25 protein-coding genes are annotated in these 18,757 nt (G+C 26.1%); 2 read left to right on the top strand and 23 right to left on the bottom strand.

Annotation, left to right across the window (positions count from 1 at the left end; translation table 11 throughout):
- The 8 genes from OW763_RS05190 to OW763_RS05155 all read right to left on the bottom strand — a co-directional run bounded on the left by OW763_RS05190 (position 1) and on the right by OW763_RS05155 (position 5,969).
- On the bottom strand, positions 1-768 hold the full coding sequence (locus OW763_RS05190; protein WP_268040018.1) for a hypothetical protein: 768 nt from the start codon (positions 766-768) through the stop codon (positions 1-3).
- A 17-nt stretch (positions 769-785) separates the two neighbouring features.
- Entirely contained in the window at positions 786-1,187 is a 402-nt protein-coding gene (locus OW763_RS05185) for a hypothetical protein (protein WP_268040017.1), read from the bottom strand.
- The gene (locus OW763_RS05180) at positions 1,187-1,660 is read right to left on the bottom strand and encodes a type II secretion system protein (RefSeq protein ID WP_268040016.1); all 474 of its coding nucleotides are present in this window, start codon (positions 1,658-1,660) and stop codon (positions 1,187-1,189) included. Before OW763_RS05180 ends, OW763_RS05185 begins: the two co-directional genes overlap by 1 nt.
- Before the next feature lie 3 nt (positions 1,661-1,663).
- On the bottom strand, positions 1,664-2,116 hold the full coding sequence (locus OW763_RS05175; RefSeq protein ID WP_268040015.1) for a hypothetical protein: 453 nt from the start codon (positions 2,114-2,116) through the stop codon (positions 1,664-1,666).
- Positions 2,094-2,549: a type II secretion system protein gene (locus OW763_RS05170; protein WP_268040014.1), complete on the bottom strand. Its 456-nt coding sequence runs from the start codon at positions 2,547-2,549 to the stop codon at positions 2,094-2,096. Before OW763_RS05170 ends, OW763_RS05175 begins: the two co-directional genes overlap by 23 nt.
- 73 nt (positions 2,550-2,622) lie before the next feature.
- On the bottom strand, positions 2,623-3,090 hold the full coding sequence (locus tag OW763_RS05165; protein ID WP_268040013.1) for a type II secretion system protein: 468 nt from the start codon (positions 3,088-3,090) through the stop codon (positions 2,623-2,625).
- Between the two features lie 25 nt (positions 3,091-3,115).
- On the bottom strand, positions 3,116-4,318 hold the full coding sequence (locus OW763_RS05160) for a type II secretion system F family protein (protein WP_268040012.1): 1,203 nt from the start codon (positions 4,316-4,318) through the stop codon (positions 3,116-3,118).
- Positions 4,305-5,969, bottom strand: coding sequence for a GspE/PulE family protein (locus OW763_RS05155; RefSeq protein WP_268040011.1), 1,665 nt, complete (start codon positions 5,967-5,969; stop codon positions 4,305-4,307). Before OW763_RS05155 ends, OW763_RS05160 begins: the two co-directional genes overlap by 14 nt.
- Before the next feature lie 222 nt (positions 5,970-6,191).
- Between OW763_RS05155 and OW763_RS05150 the strand changes: the two genes are divergently transcribed.
- Complete coding sequence (locus OW763_RS05150) at positions 6,192-6,734, top strand: carbonic anhydrase (RefSeq protein ID WP_268040010.1); 543 nt, start codon at positions 6,192-6,194, stop codon at positions 6,732-6,734.
- Between the two features lie 45 nt (positions 6,735-6,779).
- Here OW763_RS05150 and dapF read toward each other — a convergent pair whose 3' ends face one another.
- Positions 6,780-7,601, bottom strand: a complete 822-nt coding sequence (gene dapF, locus OW763_RS05145) for a diaminopimelate epimerase (RefSeq protein ID WP_268040009.1) — start codon at positions 7,599-7,601, stop codon at positions 6,780-6,782.
- Between the two features lie 226 nt (positions 7,602-7,827).
- Between dapF and OW763_RS05140 the strand changes: the two genes are divergently transcribed.
- Positions 7,828-9,570, top strand: coding sequence for an Rqc2 family fibronectin-binding protein (locus OW763_RS05140; protein WP_268040008.1), 1,743 nt, complete (start codon positions 7,828-7,830; stop codon positions 9,568-9,570).
- A 30-nt stretch (positions 9,571-9,600) separates the two neighbouring features.
- On the opposite strand, the gene pyrR is transcribed toward OW763_RS05140, so the two are convergent.
- The 14 genes from pyrR to OW763_RS05070 form a co-directional block, all read right to left on the bottom strand.
- Positions 9,601-10,140 (bottom strand): bifunctional pyr operon transcriptional regulator/uracil phosphoribosyltransferase PyrR, encoded by a 540-nt coding sequence (gene pyrR, locus OW763_RS05135; protein ID WP_268040007.1) that lies wholly within the window; start codon positions 10,138-10,140, stop codon positions 9,601-9,603.
- Between the two features lie 57 nt (positions 10,141-10,197).
- Complete coding sequence (locus OW763_RS05130) at positions 10,198-11,109, bottom strand: RluA family pseudouridine synthase (protein ID WP_268040006.1); 912 nt, start codon at positions 11,107-11,109, stop codon at positions 10,198-10,200.
- Positions 11,109-11,555, bottom strand: coding sequence for a signal peptidase II (gene lspA, locus OW763_RS05125; protein ID WP_268040005.1), 447 nt, complete (start codon positions 11,553-11,555; stop codon positions 11,109-11,111). The genes OW763_RS05130 and lspA overlap by 1 nt, the downstream gene beginning before the upstream one ends.
- Positions 11,556-11,692: 137 nt before the next feature.
- Complete coding sequence (locus tag OW763_RS05120) at positions 11,693-12,316, bottom strand: TraR/DksA C4-type zinc finger protein (protein ID WP_268040004.1); 624 nt, start codon at positions 12,314-12,316, stop codon at positions 11,693-11,695.
- Positions 12,317-12,414: 98 nt separating this feature from the next.
- A complete protein-coding gene (gene aroF, locus OW763_RS05115) occupies positions 12,415-13,218 on the bottom strand; it encodes a 3-deoxy-7-phosphoheptulonate synthase (protein ID WP_268040002.1) in 804 nt (267 codons plus the stop codon).
- Positions 13,219-13,229: 11 nt separating this feature from the next.
- On the bottom strand, positions 13,230-13,922 hold the full coding sequence (locus OW763_RS05110; RefSeq protein ID WP_268040001.1) for a 5'-methylthioadenosine/adenosylhomocysteine nucleosidase: 693 nt from the start codon (positions 13,920-13,922) through the stop codon (positions 13,230-13,232).
- Positions 13,923-14,066: 144 nt separating this feature from the next.
- On the bottom strand, positions 14,067-14,681 hold the full coding sequence (locus OW763_RS05105; protein WP_268040000.1) for a DivIVA domain-containing protein: 615 nt from the start codon (positions 14,679-14,681) through the stop codon (positions 14,067-14,069).
- Positions 14,682-14,697: 16 nt separating this feature from the next.
- Positions 14,698-15,327 carry a YlmH/Sll1252 family protein gene (locus OW763_RS05100; protein ID WP_268039999.1) on the bottom strand — a complete coding sequence of 210 codons (630 nt, stop codon included), beginning with the start codon at positions 15,325-15,327 and terminating at the stop codon, positions 14,698-14,700.
- Positions 15,328-15,487: 160 nt separating this feature from the next.
- Positions 15,488-15,757: a YggT family protein gene (locus OW763_RS05095; RefSeq protein ID WP_336296879.1), complete on the bottom strand. Its 270-nt coding sequence runs from the start codon at positions 15,755-15,757 to the stop codon at positions 15,488-15,490.
- Between the two features lie 13 nt (positions 15,758-15,770).
- The gene (locus OW763_RS05090) at positions 15,771-16,235 is read right to left on the bottom strand and encodes a cell division protein SepF (RefSeq protein ID WP_268039998.1); all 465 of its coding nucleotides are present in this window, start codon (positions 16,233-16,235) and stop codon (positions 15,771-15,773) included.
- A gap of 12 nt (positions 16,236-16,247) precedes the next feature.
- Positions 16,248-16,913 carry a YggS family pyridoxal phosphate-dependent enzyme gene (locus tag OW763_RS05085; protein ID WP_268039997.1) on the bottom strand — a complete coding sequence of 222 codons (666 nt, stop codon included), beginning with the start codon at positions 16,911-16,913 and terminating at the stop codon, positions 16,248-16,250.
- 21 nt (positions 16,914-16,934) lie between these two features.
- On the bottom strand, positions 16,935-17,669 hold the full coding sequence (locus OW763_RS05080; RefSeq protein WP_268039996.1) for a DUF881 domain-containing protein: 735 nt from the start codon (positions 17,667-17,669) through the stop codon (positions 16,935-16,937).
- A gap of 9 nt (positions 17,670-17,678) precedes the next feature.
- Positions 17,679-18,020: a small basic family protein gene (locus OW763_RS05075; protein WP_268039995.1), complete on the bottom strand. Its 342-nt coding sequence runs from the start codon at positions 18,018-18,020 to the stop codon at positions 17,679-17,681.
- A gap of 12 nt (positions 18,021-18,032) precedes the next feature.
- On the bottom strand, positions 18,033-18,749 hold the full coding sequence (locus OW763_RS05070; protein WP_268039994.1) for a DUF881 domain-containing protein: 717 nt from the start codon (positions 18,747-18,749) through the stop codon (positions 18,033-18,035).
- Between the last annotated feature and the right edge of the window lie 8 nt (positions 18,750-18,757).

Genomic DNA, 18,757 nt, shown 5'->3' with positions numbered 1-18,757 from the left:
CTATCTCCTGTTAACTATAAATGATTTGATTAATCCATCATCTTTTATACCACCTAATTCAACATATTTGAACTTGTTTTGAGATTCAATATATTTTTTAAATTGTTCTTCATTGAAATTAGCACTATATATTTTGGTAATTTTACAATTATATATTGATAATTTATCTATAATATAATTAAAACCCTCTATTATTAACGTACATTTTTTATTATTAAATTTTATAATTTTATTAGCTACAATCTTTTTTCTACATATTCCCAATAAATATGTATCCTTATTAAAATTAAATATTAAAACATAATTTTTTTCCAAAATACACTTATTAAAATAATTTAAAAAATTAAATTGTATTAAATTGATGGACTTTATTTTATTATTAATACATTTCTCTAAAACTTTAAGATTATCACAATTAATACAAAATACTAATACTTCTAATTCGTTTCCTTTATCATTCCATATTGTATATGTATAAAATATTTTATCAGCTTTATTTCCATATAAATAAACTAATTGATTTTCAACTATAACATCTAATTTATACTTATCCACTTTGGGTACAACCATATATTTTATATATACCTCTTCTCCTTCAACTAATACATATACATTTCTATTTTTTATACATACTTCTAAATCTTTTAAATTTTCAAAAATTAATTTGCCTGCTCTTCTTTTATTTTTTAATATATTTCTTTCTGTACGAAGTTTCATACTCACAATATTATTTTTAGATATTTTAAGTATCACATCTCTTTTTAACATAACATATACCCTTCTTATTAATATTCAATTTTGACCAGTTCAAATCTAATTTTATTATTCACTTTATCTTTTTCGCATCTATAATATTCTTTTATTTTTGAACCCGTTTCAGAAACTAAGTCTAAAGTAATATTTTTACTTTCTAAATCATATTTAACAAAGGATTTATTGTATATAATATCTTTATTATCAATACCACTTAATATTTTTTTAATAATTTCTTCATTTAAACTTTCTTGATTTTTTTTAATATGTACGCTTAATTTATATTTTAAATGTTCCCTATCATTTTCGTATATATCTCTATTTAGTCCATACTTAATAAGGTTAACATTATCTTGTTTTTTTATAATTTCTATTTTAAAAACATATAACATAGCTATAACAAGTAAACTAAGAACCAGCAATGTAAATATCATTACGAAACCTTTTTTCCTACTTTTATTCCAAAACATCTTTCATACTTCTTTCCACTTTCGCTTTCTATACCTACATAAATAACATTTTTATCTCTATATACGTCGAATTGTTCAATATTGTTTATAATAGTATTAGTGTTTAATTTAAAATTATCTTTTTTATAATAAGTTATTTGTAGTTTATCTGCCTTTTTATATAGTTTTATTTTTTTTATTATATTTTCTTTATCACTAGTGTTTTTCTTTATTACAAGCTCACCATGATTTACACTTATATCCTTATTATCTTTGTCCTCTATTTGTGTTTCAATAAACCTCAGAGCCTCTGTGCAATAATTTTTTTCTCTATCCTGTTTTATTGCTTTTTTATATTCTAAAGCTCCATTAAAAATCATATTAGTTCCCATTAGTATAATGATATTTGAAATAAACAGTGTAATTATAAGTTCAATAAGTGTAAAACCTTTTTTCATGCGTTAGTATTCTCCTTTATAACAGATACATTTTATAGTTTTATTTTTATTCTTATTTATAAAATGTAAATTTAAACTTAGTTTTACTACTTCTCCATCATCTTCTTCAACTTTCATTATTAAATAGGGCATTTCTTTTGAACTATTACGCACAAATATATCCTCTAAATCTTTATTTTTAATACTTTCTAAACTTATATCTCCTTTATTTATAACAACTTTATTTGTATTTACAAGTGTTTCTATTTCATTAAAATTATGATTATAATAAATAACATTCTTTAACGCTTCTACAAATTCAATATACTTAACAACTTTTTCATTATTATTTCTTAAATTCAAAGCATTCATTTTTATAGAAAATATAAAGATTAATAAAACAAAAAATATAGCCAAACTGCAAACTACATCTATTATCCCTATACCTTTATGCTCATTTTTCCTTAATTTCAACATAATTAGTAGCAACTCGTAGAGTTACTTTGTGTATTTCTCCTTTCATATCAGTAAATTTAATGCTGCAAGCATTTGAAGTATTACCAAATTCATCTATTCTTATCAATTGAACGCCATCAGCTGTATTAAGATATTCCAATTTAAATCCTTTAGGAAAATTATACGTTTGTATTTTCTTAGAATTACAATGAAAAATGATAGTATTGTCATTATGATTAAATAATAAATGTCCGTGTTTACTTATATTTCTACAATATAATTTGGAATCATTTATCATATGCAGTATGGAGTTATTACATAAATCTGTATTTAAATCATTTATTGAATTATTATAAATTTTATAATAATTAACTACAGTAAATGATCCTATTAATCCTATAATACTCAATACAATAACTACTTCCAATAAAGTAAATCCTTTCCTTTTTCTCAAAACTCAACTTCCTCTAAAATGTTGTGATTTGTAAATTATTTATTATTTATAAATAAATCTTATTATTATTTTTTTAATTAGTATCTTGCTTCAAAGATGTATATATTACTTTATCCTCATCATTCTCTTTCTCCGTATCCTTATCTTGTATTATACTAAATCCGTTATCCTGTATCTTAAATTTTAATAAATATTCTTTACTATCTGCATGATATGTTATATAAACCTCATCAGAATTAGTAATTTTCTCAGACGTGTCAGACGTATCAGACGTAACTGTTATATTTCCAATTCCTAACAATTCCGAAGCCGTTTCTTCAATTTTTTCTTTTGAAAGTTTCCCATTATTCTCTATAAAACTTTCAAAAGTAGCAGTATACAACTGTCGTCCAGTATTAATTGCTTTTAATTTTTGAGCTTTTCCTATATATCCTTTTAAACTAGGTGCTAAAAAACTTATTAGTATAACTATTACCCCCATAACTACTAAAAGCTCTATTAATGTAAATCCTTTACTTTTGTTTAATAGAATACGTTTCATGGTACATCACTCCTAATAACAATATTTAAAATACTTCTCCCAATGAATTTATAACATTGATGATAGGCATCATTATATTAATAATAATTATAGCAATGATAATAGATAAAATAATTATAGTGATAGGTTCTATTAAAGAGGAAATTGTATTTATATTATCATTTATGTTTTCTTCATAAATATTAGCTATATTATCTAACATATCATCTAGTTTTCCAGTTTCTTCTCCCATTTCAATCATAGAGATATAAAACTCATCAAAAAACTTTACACTTTTCAAGGCATCAGCTAAACTCATTCCTTCTTCAATATTTAAAATTACTCTTTCTGTTTTTTGTTTCATATAGTTATCACTTAAACTATTTTTTACTATATTAATTGATGTAATAATTGGTATTCCATTGCCAATTAACAAATTTAAGTTCCTCGCAAATTTCAATTCATATGATTTTTTATAAATATCTTTAATATATGGTAGTTTATACTTTAAATTATCTAGTATTTTTTCACTATACCCTTTAACTTTAATAATTGTTATTACTAAAACTAATAAAATCAATAATATTATAAACGCTTTTGATCTGAAAAAATTATTAATAGCAATTATTCTATTTATACTACTTGGAACTTGTATAGAATCAATCATAAAATTATGCACAAAAACAGGAACAATTTTAGTAATAATGCCAACCGTTATTACTATAGTGGTAATAATCAACACTTTTGGATATATCAAAATCCCTCTTATTTTTCTATAAATACCATACTGTTTTAAATAATATTTATGTAAATTTAAAAAAACCTTATCTAGACTACCGCTTTGTTCTCCTATTTCTACCATTTCTATCATTAATTTAGGATAAATATGTGTAAACTCTTTCATACTTTCAAAAATGCTCTTTCCCTCTTCAATATCATTTTTAATAATGGATAAACTTTCATTTATAGATATATTCATTTTCTGCTGTAGCATTATTTCCAATCCTTTTGATAGGTTTATTCCAGAGTTTAATACTTCAAAAAAACACTTGCTAAATATAGCTAAATCTCTATAACTAACTTTTGACCTTAAAAAATTTTTAATATTATTATGGCAAATTGTATAATTCAAAAGGAAAAATTCTTTATTACCTAATATGTTTATAAGCTGTTTTTCATTATCTAATAAATATTTTCCTTTAATGTTATTTCCTTTAATATCTACGGCTTCATACTTATATACTTTCATAAGACACCTTCGTCATTTCCTCAAATGTAGTTATACCATTTTTAGCCATTTCTTTACATCTAACATTTAAAGGTATCATTCCATTTTTAATACTTTGTTTTCTCAATTCGTCTATAGATCTTTTTTGCCAAATTAATTTTTTTTGTTCATTGCTTAAATACATTATTTCAAATACTGCTCTTCTTCCTTTATAACCGGTTTTATTACATTTTTCACAACCTCTTCCTCTATATAATTGTTTTTCAAAGCTAATTTCTAAAGATTGAGTTTCTTGTTCAATATGACTACACACTTCTTTACAGTAAGGGCATATTTCTCTAACTAATCTCTGCGCTATAACCGCAACTAGTGCATCAGCAACTAAATATTGCGGTACATTCATATCTATCAATCTTTCAACAGCACTTGGAGCATCATTAGTATGAAGAGTAGCTAGCACTAAATGTCCTGTTATAGCTGCTTTAACTGCAATTTCTGCTGTTTCCTCATCTCTTATTTCTCCAACCATAATAACATCTGGATCCTGTCGTAAAATACTTCTAAGACCTAAAGCAAATGTAAGTCCAGCTTTAGTATTTACATTAACCTGATTAATTCCTGGTATTGTATATTCAACTGGATCTTCAATAGTAATAATGTTTTTTTCTTCAGAGTTTAAAGCATTTAAAAGAGCACAGAGCGTAGTAGTTTTACCACTATTAGTTGGACCCGTAACTAGCACTATTCCACATGGATTTTTCAGAATTCTTTTTATAATATCCTTTTCTTTATCTTCAAGCTTCAAATTATCCAAACAGATATTATTACTTCCCTTATACAAAATTCTAATTACTAGTTTTTCACCATATATAGTGGGCATAGATGAAACTCTAAAATCAAATAATTTATTCTTATTTTTAAATTCTATTTTTCCATCTTGAGGTATCATTTTTTTAGAAATATCCATTCCAGATATTATCTTTATTCTTTTGCAAACAGCAGAATATATTTTATTTGATATATTTCTCTTTTCTTTAAGAATTCCATCAATTCTAAACCTTATTCTTACCTCATCTTTAAAAGGTTCTAGATGTATATCACTTGCTTTTTCATTTATAGCTTGATTTATAATTAAATTAGTTAACCTGACTATTGGTGCATTCTCAATATCATCATAATTAAGCTCATTTTCTTTATCATCATTTGTTGAATTTTCCTCTAATACCTCTAAAGTCTCTCTTGCCACTTCTCTACTATAATAATTTTCAATTGAAAATAATATATTTTTCTTTATTTCGATATAAGGTATAACTTCTTTATTTGTCATGAACTTAATATCATCTATAACAGAAAAATTGAGGGGATCTACCATAGCTAAACATATTTTGTTTTCTTTTATACTAAATGGAATAATACTGTGTTTTTTAACTATTTCTTCTGGTAAAAGCTTGATAACATTGGAAGGTATTATAATACTATCTAACTGAATACTATCTATTTTATATTTTCTTTTTAATACTTTATAAATGATATCTTTTTTCACTATACTGTTACTTAACAATATTTCCTCTATTTCTTCATTAGTTTTATTTTTAATTTGCAAAACTTTTCTATATTCATCTAATGTTATTATTTGATCCTTTAATAGCATATCTTCAAGCTTAACTAACATTTTCTCCTCCCATATTATTTTAAATAAAATTTTATGGCGATTTATATTTGTTATTTTTGACATATTTACATTATTTAATCATTTAATGTAAAATTTAAAAGCACTCTTTATTTTTAATGGTATAACTGAAAAACCCATAAACAAATCTCTCAATTTATATGATATAATTGTACAAATATTATTTATTATCTGATAACGCAACAGAAAGGAGGTATATAACATATGAATAAATTAATTAAAGTATCAAATCAAGAAGATATATTTTTACACTATCAGGGTACACCAATTGAAACTCTGCTAAAATACCATAATTTAAAACAGCCTTTTGAAAATCACCTCAAAGCAAAGATATTAATAGGAATGTGTATGGATAACCGTAAACAACTTAAGCTTCCAAATAATTTTGCATATATTCTTCGCTCAGGTGGAGGTAATTTACGTTATAGTGAATTTAAAATATCCTATGCCATTGCTCTTGGAGGAGTTAAATCAATAGCATTAATAGGCCATAACAACTGTGGAATGGTAAATTTAGAATCTAAAAAAGAAAAGTTTATCAAAGGATTAGTTGAAAACGCAGGCTGGAATATAGAACAAGCAGAAGAACATTTTAATACCTGTTCTCCAATGTTTGAAATCAAAGATGAGATAGAGTTTTTATTGAGTGAAACAAAACGTTTAAGAAAAAAATATCCTAATATATTAGTTGCACCATTATTTTATAAAATAGAAGACAATCTTTTATATTTAGTTAAAGAAGATTAGATGTCCAAATAAAAAAGTGCTAAACTTTAGCACTTTTTTATTTCATCATATTAAAATTTCTCCTTCATAAACTATTTCTGCTGGACCTGTCATGAAAACTTTTTCTGGTAAATATTGAATTTTAAGTTCTCCCCCTGGTACAATTACTCTAACACTTGAATTGGTATATCCGAATAAATTACATGCTATAACACAAGAACAGCTTCCCGTACCACAAGCTAATGTTGGTCCCGCTCCTCTTTCCCATGTTTTAACCTTTATAGTATTTTTATCTACTACTTCACAAAAATTAACATTAGTACCTTGTTCAAAAAAGTCACATTGCTCTATAAATTTTCCTTCTTCTATATCATGCTCTTCCAATTTACACATAATAACCGTATGAGGTACTCCCATAAACATTGAAGTGATTTTATACTCATTTTTATTTATAATTATATCTTTATTAATAACTTTTTCTTCTGATTTTACAGGTATGTTTTTAGGTTCCAATGAATATTTCCCCATATTGATTTTAATTCCAACGACTTGATTATCTTCTAATTGTAAATATGCAATCTTAACTCCATCTCCAGTTTCAATATTAATAATATCCTTTTTTATAATTGATTTATCATATACATATCTAGCAAAACATCTTATACCATTTCCACACATTTCTGCATAAGAACCATCCGAATTAATTATTTCCATTTTTACATCAGCAATGTTACTTTTTCTAACCACTAAAACACCATCTCCACCAATTCCAAATCGTCTATGGCAAAGTTTCTTAGATAATTCACTCTCTTTTTCCTTTAGTTCTTCATCTAAATCCTCTATTACAATAAAATCATTTCCTGTCCCATGCATCTTAGTAAACTTCAAATTAATAACCCCCTATGTTTTAAAATTATCACTATGGTCAAAATATATATTACCCATATGTTACTTTAATTACACGATATAGTCAATACAGTCAAATTGTTTGTCCTTTATTATTTGACTTGTAAATAATACTTGTAACTAATATACTATAAAGAGTATACCAACGATAATAAATATAATTCTTTAATCAAACGATAAAGTTTACATATAAAGAAAGGATGATACTATGGCATTAGATGGAATATTTTTAAACAGCATAATGTATGAATTAAAAACCACTATTTTAAATGGAAAAGTTGATAAAGTAAATCAACCTGAAAAAGATGAAATAACTTTAAATATTCGACAAGGAAAAACTCAAAATAAATTGCTTATAAGCGCAAGCTCCAATTATCCAAGATTACATATAACCAAATTTAATAAACCCAATCCTCTAAAAGCACCTATGTTTTGTATGGTTATGAGAAAATACTTAACTAATTCTAAAATTGTTGATATTAGACAAATAAATAATGATAGAATAGCAATCATTGACTTTGAAAGCACTGATGAATTAGGTTTTAACAGCATATATTCATTAATAATTGAAATAATGGGAAGACACAGTAATATAACATTGGTTAGACAAAGAGATAATATTATAATGGACAGCATAAAACACATTACTTCAGATATTAATACTTATAGAAATATATTTCCTGGTATAGAGTATATTTATCCACCTAAATCTACTAAATTAAACCCATTTAACTTTACTGCTGAAGAAGTCCGTAAATATATTGATGAAAATAGTATTAATTTCGATGAAACTATTTTTTCAAAGCTTTTTACTGGTATAAGCAAACCTTTATCAAAAGAATTAATTTACAACTTGAGCTTAAATAAAATAAATTTAGAATTAGAATCTCTAAACGATATTATACTTTATTGCAAAAAATTCCTTGATAAATTAAATTCAAATAATTTTCAATTTAATTCATATTCAAAAGAAAATAAAGCACTTGTTGACTTTTATTGTTTGGAATTAAAAAGTATGAATGAATATATAAAAACATCGTATTCTTCTGCTTCTATGTTAATGGAAAATTTTTATTTTTCTAAGGATAAATTTGATAGATTAAAAGCTAAAAGAGCTGATTTACAAAAAATTATTAATAACAACATAAATAGATGTACAAAAAAGACTAAAATATTAAAAAACATGCTCATAAAATGCGAAGAAAAAGAAAAGTTTAAGTTTTGGGGAGAACTTTTAACATCTAACATATACGCTTTAAAAAAGGGTATGACAGAAATAGAAGTTTTAAATTATTACAGTGAAAAATCAGAAAATGTAAAAATTCCTTTAGATATAAACAAAACGCCTTCACATAACGTTCAAGCTTATTATAAAAAATATAATAAATTAAAAAAATCTGAAGAATCAGCGCATGAACAATTAAAACAAAATGATAGTGAATTACTCTATCTTAATTCTGTACTAACAAATCTACAAAATGTTGATAATTATGTTGAAATTGAAGATATAAAAAAAGAACTCATAGAAACTAATTATATAAAGTTTAAAAAATCGTCCAAAAAAAATAAATCTAAATCTTCAAAGCCTTTACATTTTATTTCTAGTGATGGCATTCATATTTATGTAGGAAAAAATAATATTCAAAATGATTATTTAACATTAAAGTTTGCAAACAAACATGATATATGGCTTCATACAAAAGAAATACCTGGTTCACATGTTATTATAAAAAGTACTAATACAATACCAGATACTACTTTAGTAGAAGCTGCAAATCTAGCTGCTTATTACAGTAAAGCACAACATTCTTCAAAAGTACCTGTAGATTATACTGAAGTTAAACATATTAAGAAACCAAATGGTGCAAAACCTGGAATGGTAATATATTCTACAAATCAATCAGTATATATTACTCCTAAAGAACCAACTTTAAAAACAATTGAGAGTTGATATTATATATCAACTCTCAATTGTTTTTTGTTAATCAACTTCATACAGTATAACTGAATCTTCTTCATCAATTTCTGAGACTTTTACAGAAATTACTTCTTTTTTAGAAGTTGGTATGTTTTTACCTACATAATCTGCTCTTATAGGTAGTTCTCTATGTCCCCTATCTACAAGTACTGCAAGTTGAATATTAGCAGGTCTACCATGAACAATAACTGCTTCCATAGCAGCTCTTGCAGTTCTACCAGTGTAAAGCACATCATCAACTAAAATAATTTTTTTATTTTGCACATCAATTCCCAATTCATTATCATTAATTACAGCCTGTGATCCTATCTCACTCAAATCATCTCTATATAGAGTAATATCAACAGAACCAACTTGAACTCTAGTATCTTCAAATTTTTCCATGAGTTCAGCTATTCTATTAGCTATAGGGACTCCACGTCTTTTTATTCCTATAAGCGCGATATCCTCTACACCTTTATTTTTTTCTATAATTTCATGAGATACCCTAGTCAAAGTTCTTTTCATAGCTTTTTCATCTAAAAGCATAGACTTAAGTTTCATTTATTTACCTCCTTATTACAAATTTACTTAGGTAAAAGTATTTTTACCATTAAAAAATTAACAGCTTGAAAGCTTGTTAAGTACATCTATATAATAATTTGGAAGTTCTGACTCGAATTCTATGTATTTACCAGTAGATGGATGAATAAATCCTAATTTTTTTGCATGAAGCATTTGACCATTTAATTTGAATTTTTGTTTTTTAAATCCATATATAGGATCACCTACTAATGCATGGCCAATATATGCCATATGAACTCTTATCTGATGAGTTCTTCCTGTTTCTAATATACATTTAACCAAAGTATTCTTTTCAAACCTTTTTAATACTTCATAATGAGTTACAGCTCTTTTTCCATTTTTAACAACAGCCATTTTTATTCTATCTTTTAGATGTCTCCCTATAAGTGTATCAATTGTTCCAATTTCTGTTTTGATTACCCCTTCAACAAGAGCTATATATTCTCTTTTCATAGAATGTTCTTTAAGTTGTTCTGCTAATTTCATATGAGAATTATCATTTTTAGCAACAACCAAAATCCCTGATGTATCCTTGTCTATTCTATGAACAATTCCAGGTCTTATAACTCCATTTATACCAGATAAATCATCACAATGATATAATAACGCATTTACTAAAGTACCTGTATAATTACCTGGTGCAGGATGCACTACTAAACCTTGAGGCTTGTTTACTACAATTAAATCACTATCTTCATATACTATCTTAATAGGGATATTTTCTGGCTGTACTATAAGTTTTTGAGGTTGTGGAATCTCTACAATTACCTTATCATTTAACTTCAATTTATAATTACTTTTTTTATTTCTATCGTTTATCTTAACATTTCCTTCATTTATAAGCTTTTGAATATAAGATCTAGATTTATCTTCAAAGGCTTTTGAAAGAAACACATCTACTCTACAATTTATGTTTGTATTATCAATTATAAATTCTTGTATATCCATTACCTACCTTCCTTTAATATGTAAATCGCTAAAGTTATAGTACCAAATACTACTAGTATATCTGCAACATTAAAAGTAGGAAAATAATATAAATGTTTATAATGAAGCATAATAAAATCAACTACATATTTATATATGACTCTATCATATAAATTTCCTAATGCTCCACTTATTATTAATGCAAAACTTATCTTAAGTAATTTGGAACTTGGTTTATACTTTATCAAATAATATACCATACCTACTAATACTAATAAAGTTATTAAAGCTAATAATATTATTTTACCCTGAAAAATGCCAAAAGCAGCTCCTTTGTTCTCTAAATATTGAAAAGTAAAGAAATTTTTTATAACCTCAATATCTTTTCCATTAGCTAAAATATTAAGTGCCCACTTTTTTGTTATTCTATCTAGTAATATACCTACAATGATAATTAAAAACTCCACACTATTCCCCCCAACACTTTAGTTAATAGTTAATAGTTAATAATTTAGAGTTAATAAGTTATTATTTAATATTTAGCAACAATTAAAATACAAATAATAATTAACCATTAATTATTAACTATTAACTTAACTATCTATCAGTCTGGTAATTGATCTCTATATTGATTATTACTTATCTTTTCTATATCTTCAACAAATCCAACATCATCTTCATCCTCATATTCATAATCTCCATAATCATATACATTATTCATTTTATTAAAATTTTCAACAATTTGATAGGTATCTTCAGCATCAAACTTGGTTTGATCTTTAAAATCATTATATCCATATCCAAAAGGCTTACCTACTGCTGCTTCTTCAGATGGTCTATTATCTTTTTCAGCAGGCATATGATTAAGTTGTTCTTTTTTGCAATGCACACAATACTGAGTATATGGAATAAAATTCAATCTTTCCTCTGAAATTTCTTTTCCACATTCCTTGCACTTACCATAAGTTCCACTTTGTATATTTTGAAGAGAAATGTCTATTTCTTTTAAAACATTAGTCTCATTTTTTTTCAAGGCAATCCCTTTTTCCTTATCAAACAATTCTGTGGCAATATCTGAAGGATGATTATCATAAAAAGACAATTCTGAGGCCATTTCACTATTAGAATTTATAACCCCATTTTCTTCCATTTGCTTCAAGATAGCCTCTACCTTTTTTCTTTCTCTTAAAAGTTTACTTTTAAAATAGTTCATTTCAACTTTATTCATAAATAACAGCTCCTTATTATATTAAATAATTTTTAATTATTTAAATTCATTAGGTCTATTATTTATTTTTTGTAAATAATTTTTTTTTATTACTAACATTATGAAAAATACATATTAAATTTTTTTACATCATGGATTATTTTTTCAAGAGTATCCATTGATATAGTTTGTCTTGCATCTGATATTGCTTTTTCAGGATTAATATGACTTTCAATTTCAAGACCATCAGCACCAGCACAAATAGCTGCTAACGACATCTTAGGTACTAATTCTCTAAATCCTGTACCATGACTTGGATCTACAATAATAGGCAACCTATATTTTTGCTTAACTACTGTAACCGCATTTAAATCTAATGTATTTCTTGTATATGTTTCAAAAGTTCTTATTCCTCTTTCACATAATACTACATTTAAATTTCCCTCTGCCATAATATATTCAGCAGCATATATCCATTCTTTTATAGTTGCACTCATACCTCTTTTAAGTAAAACAGGCATTTTAGTTCTTCCAACTTCTTTTAAAAGACTATAATTATACATATTTCTAGAACCAATTTGAATCATATCTGTATATTGCATAGCTTTTTCAATATCTCTTGTATCCATTATTTCTGTAATTACAGGAATATTAACCTCATCTCCAACTGCTCTTATTATTTTTAGTCCTTCTTCCTGAAGTCCTTGAAAGCTATATGGAGATGTTCTTGGCTTAAAAGCTCCACCTCTTAAGATATCTACATTCATTTTTTTTAATTCTTTTGCAATATTAAATAGGCTATCATAACTTTCTATCGCACATGGTCCGGAAATTATAACCTTTTTATTTCCACCTATAATAATATCCTTTACATTTACTTTTAGTGCATCACCATTATCATTATCAGCTAATAATTTTTCCATTTGTTCATCACCTACATAGCTTTTAGCATACTTTTTAATATATTAGTAGAATTTTTAACTCCAATAGGAATAAATTTTTCATAATCTATATGGGCCCCATTACTAGCATTATCAGAAATTGATCTTATTACAACAAAAGGAGTTTTATTCAAATAGCAAACCTGAGCTATGCTACCGCCTTCCATTTCACATCCTACTGCATCAAACTCCGATTTTAGCCAAGTTATTTTATCGATATCTGCTATAAACTGATCTCCTGAAACTATTCTTCCTACAAAACTATTATAGTTTTTAAACGCTTTGCACGCATCCATGGCAAGCTTAATTAATTCTTCATCACATTTAAAATCAAAAGTTTCTAGTCTTGGTATTTGTCCAAATCTATCTCCAAAAACAGAAGTATCCACATCATGTTGTACTAAACTATCCGCTACTATAACATCACCAGGATAAATGTTTTTTCCAATACCACCTGCTACTCCAACATTTATTATTCTATCAACTTTATAATCATCTATTAAAATTTGGGTACATATAGCAGCATTAACTTTACCTATGCCACTTCTTACTACAACAACTTCTTTTCCCCATAATTCCCCAACATTAAATTGCATTCCTGCTTTAACTTGTTTTTTATTTTTTTCAATATTATTTAATAATATTTCTACTTCTTCATCCATTGCTCCTATAATTCCAATAACCATAAGTAATCTCCTTTCATATACACAATTATTTTCAAATAACAATTATGTGCTTATATTAGCATACAGTAATACTTTTTTATTGTCAATAATTCGGATTTCTTTACACAAATTAAAAAATCTCACTCAATGAGTGAGAGAATTCTATTAATCTTGTTTAGCAAAAAAACTTTTAATTGCATCTAAATCATTTTCATTAAACTCTTGAGTTGTTCCTATAGGAGCTTCTATTTCCTTAGCCTTTGGATGTGTAACTTTAGGTAATTCAGTTGTATTTGTATTAACTACCTCTCCTATATTAAAGTTTTTAATGAATTCACTCTCTAAGCTATTAAAAGTATCTAACTGTGCATTAACAAAATTCTTATATTTAGCTCTAAATTTTAGGAATTCTTGTTTTAGTGCTTCATACTCATCATTTATTTTTATAACGTCATTATGTGCTTTATCTATTATTTTTTGGGCAGAATCACTAGCTTTCTTAATTATTAAATCCGCTTCATTTTGAGCAGATTGCTTTGCTTGGTCTGCAGCATTTTGAGCTAATAATAATGTATTCTGAATAGTATTTTCAATTTTAGAATAATGCTTTATTTTTTCTTCAAGCATTTCCATTTTCTCTTTCGATGTAGAATTCTCTTTATAAAGTTTTTCATAATCTTCACTTATTTTATCTAAAAACTCATCTACTTCATCACAATCATATCCTCTAAGGGTTTTTTTAAATTCCTTATTATTTATGTCCATTGATGTTATTATCATCTTAACCACCTCATGCCTATATGTATTTTTTTATATTTAATTTCATCCTATTTTTCTGGGTATTTCCTATATAATCAGCAATCTTAAACTTTCCATATCCACGTACAGTTATAACAGAACCAACTTTCACATTAATATTTTTTTCAAAAACTTTTTCATAATCCAATAAAACTTTTCCTTTTTTTATCATTTCCGTTGAAGCACCTCTAGATATTCCACATAATGCAGCAATAACAGAGTCACTTCTCATAGATGTAACTATGATATTTTTTTCTTGAAATCTGCACATTGGAATTTTTACTTCATCTAGATTTAATATTTCAACCTCACAAGGCGATTTTGCTATTCCTTTTAAATTATTTTTTATGTATTCGCAAATATCACTACATACTGCTGCATAACAAATGTTATTTTCAAGTACTAGATCTCCTATTTTTTCTCTTTTTATTCCTAAAGTCATCATAGAACCTAAAAAATCCGAATGCTTTAAAGTAGAAAAAGAAGATTTATTGTTAATTCTAATTAATTCTATTGGATAGCTACTATCGCTATCTTCATTTTCTAATATAGACAACATTCTTCTTTCACTATCTTTAAAAATACCATATGTACTTATTTTACATTCTAATTTGTCACTTATATTCACTAACGGCTTCCAAATATTCGGTGGATAAAATTCATTAAGATAAATATTCTTATTAATCTTATGAAAAAGTAAAATTTTATCATACAATTTTGATAAGATCAATTTGTCTTCACAATTTATGGTTTGTAAAAATTCCTTTTTTTTAATATACATATCTATCCTATAATATTCCTAATATACTTAAAACAATTTTTCTTAATAAACTTATTATTATTAATGCAAATATAGGAGATAAGTCTACTGGAAGCCCTTGTATAAACTTATCTTGTATTTTTCTTCCTGGCGCTAAAAAAGGTTCAGTAAATGTGTGTATTAATTGTGTAAAAACATTTTCACCTCTATATACCCATGAAAGCACTACATCAATTAATATAAGGATTTCTAAAACTTCAAATAATAAATTAAAAGCACTTCTAATCACTATCATCATTTGATCCTCCAATCTATCTATTCCAGTTTAATAATCCTTTACTTGTAAGTTCATCTTTAAATTCGTTTGATATGTCAACATTAGATGGTGATAATAAATATACTCCACCTTCAACTTTTTCAAGTGATCCATCTAATGCATAGCTTGCACCTGCCATAAAATCTAAAAGTCTTTGAGCAACTTTAGATTCAAGCTTAGTCATATTTACAACTGTTATCTTCCTATTTTTTAAATGATCACAAATTCCTATAGCTTCATCATAATCATTGGGTTTAACAATTACAACCTTTGTGCTTGAGGCTGTATGAATACTTACAACTTTATTGTTTTGCTTTTTATTTTTAGAAGAATTAAAAATATTATCTATTTCATATTCTTCATTTAATTTTGATTGTTCATTTTCTATTTCTTCTATTTCATCAAATTGATCTTCTAGACCTAAAAAATCCATAACTTTATTTAATACTTTACCTGCCACTTTGAATTCCTCCTAAATATTATTATATATTCTTTTTCCAAATATGCCTTCTCCTACTCTGACCATATTTGCTCCTTCTGAAATAGCAATTTTGTAATCTCCTGTCATACCCATAGAAAGATATTTCATTCTTATATTCTTATATTGTTTTTCATATAAATCATCATATACTTCTTTCATCTGTCTGAAATAATTCCTATTGCTAAGCTCATCTCCTTTTGGAAGTATTGTCATTAATCCTTTTACTTTTACATTATTACATTTTTCACAGATATTAATTAACTCATCTAATTCTTCTAATAAAACACCTGATTTATTAGGATCACGTCCTATGTTAATTTGTATTAATACATCAGCAACTTGTCCAGCAGCAACGTATTTCTTCTCAATTTCTTCTAATAATTTAATACTATCTAACGAATGAATTAGGGAAACTTTTCCTACAATATATTTTACTTTATTCCTTTGAAGATGTCCAATGAAATGCCATTTTACATCCTTATGAAAATTATCGTATTTTTCAGCAAGTTCTTGAACCTTATTTTCTCCAAAATCCCTTACACCAATGCTATACACTTCTTCCAATTCTTCAAGTTTCCTAGTTTTTGAAACAGCAACTAACTTAACATCTTTAGGTATATAGGCATTAACTTTTTTAATGTTTTCTTTTATAGACATTTATACCCCTCCTTAAATGTTTTATTTTTCTTTTTTAAGCTCTTTTATATATTTATAACTTGTATCTCCCTCATAAGCTGAAACCTTTACTTCTTCAGATTTAGTAATATTAATATTTATTCCTCTAAGTTTTAAATAAGATAAATATCCTCCTTCAGCTGTCATATAACTAAACAATTTATCTTTATTTCCAATTGCCTTTATATTAAATGGTGTTGGTATTTTTACTCCATCCAATCGCACAAAAGGTCCCCAACATATAATACTTGAATTATTAGTAATTCTCTGTCCATTCACTGAAATTACTTCAGCACCTACACTTTTTAAATCATTAATACAATTCAATAAATCTCCATCATGTATAAGGCTAGCCCATTGATTATTAGGATCAACTGTAGCCGAAAATTGGACATTAGCATCTTTCATATTTATTATTATGCCTTCACCTACAACATCAGTATTTCCTAATATCATCTCATTATTACTTATTTCTTTTTCCATTTCTTTTAGTACTTTAGATTTATCATTCTCTATTTGTTTATATTTTTGCAATTTGCTATAAGCATCATAATACTTTTGATTTAAGTTTTTCATATCTTTGCTTAATTTTTTTCTATAATCATAAGCTTCTTGATATTGTGTAGGAGTTAAAAAGACTTTATTATTTATCTTTTTCAAACTAATACTTGATGAAATCATTATCCCTATAATTATTGAAGCCATAAAAACAAATATAGTAGCTTCACTTGTTTTCATCTAATCACCTCATTGATGCGACTTTGCTTTTTCTAATAATAATCTTCTTATAGCTGCAAAATTATTAAATATTCTTTCTCCGAACACAATTACAGCTGCTAAATATATAGGCATTCCAAGCTTATCGCCAAGGTATGTAAGTGCCACAGCTAAAACGGCATTTCCAAAAAAACCTGAAATGAATATATCTGTTCTAAATTTTTTAGTAATAGATGTTTTTATTGCTCCAAACACTGAATCTAAACATGCAAAAATTGCAACAGACAGATATGGAGAAAATTTCAAAGGAATGCTAACATTCCAAAACATTCCTACAATTATTCCAATTATTAATCCAATAAATATTATCATACAAAAACCCCTCTAGTTATTTTTTATAGGTTTAGCATATTTAAAACCAAAATTTTTATTATATTTATGAATTTCTAGTTTGTCTATAAAATCATATTTAATATCACATCCAGCAAACCCCACATCAAGAACTCCTGGAAATTCCAAAGCATTTTTTAATTTATTTTTATCTCCAATAGCTTTTATTGTAATACGATTATATGGAGAAATTCTTTCTTCATTTATGGTAATATAATTGCTGGCATTCCTTATACCCGTTCTTGAAGTTATCCTTATATCATTTATAGATATCGCTTCAGCATCAGCTGCATTCAATTCATTAACTATTCTAACTAAATCACTATCTGTAATTGCGGGTCCTTCAGTACTATTGCCAAAAAAATCATTTTGAGGAGTTATGTACAATGTAACTCCTTCTCCTTCTACATCTACGCTTCCAGTAAGTATTCTTGTGTCTTCCAATTTTCTTACTATTTGCTTTGTCATTTCATCATTATTAGCAGCTGCACGCTCATAATCTTTAATTTGTATCTGTAATTCATTTATCTTTTCTTCCATACTGTCCTTTTGCTTTTTCAATTGTTCAATTTCCAGTGTGATTTGTGCAGCATTAGTATCTCTATCTGAATTTTTATTTTCATTTATAACTGCTTTTAATTGATATGTTATCATAAAGCCAAGCAGTATACATACTATTGCCACTGAAATCTGTGAACATATTTTTCTCATAGCAAGTT

This window comes from Clostridium aestuarii, from assembly GCF_026735135.1.
GTDB classification, from domain to species: domain Bacteria; phylum Bacillota; class Clostridia; order Clostridiales; family Clostridiaceae; genus Clostridium_H; species Clostridium_H aestuarii.
This window is presented reverse-complemented; position numbering and strand designations above follow the sequence as displayed.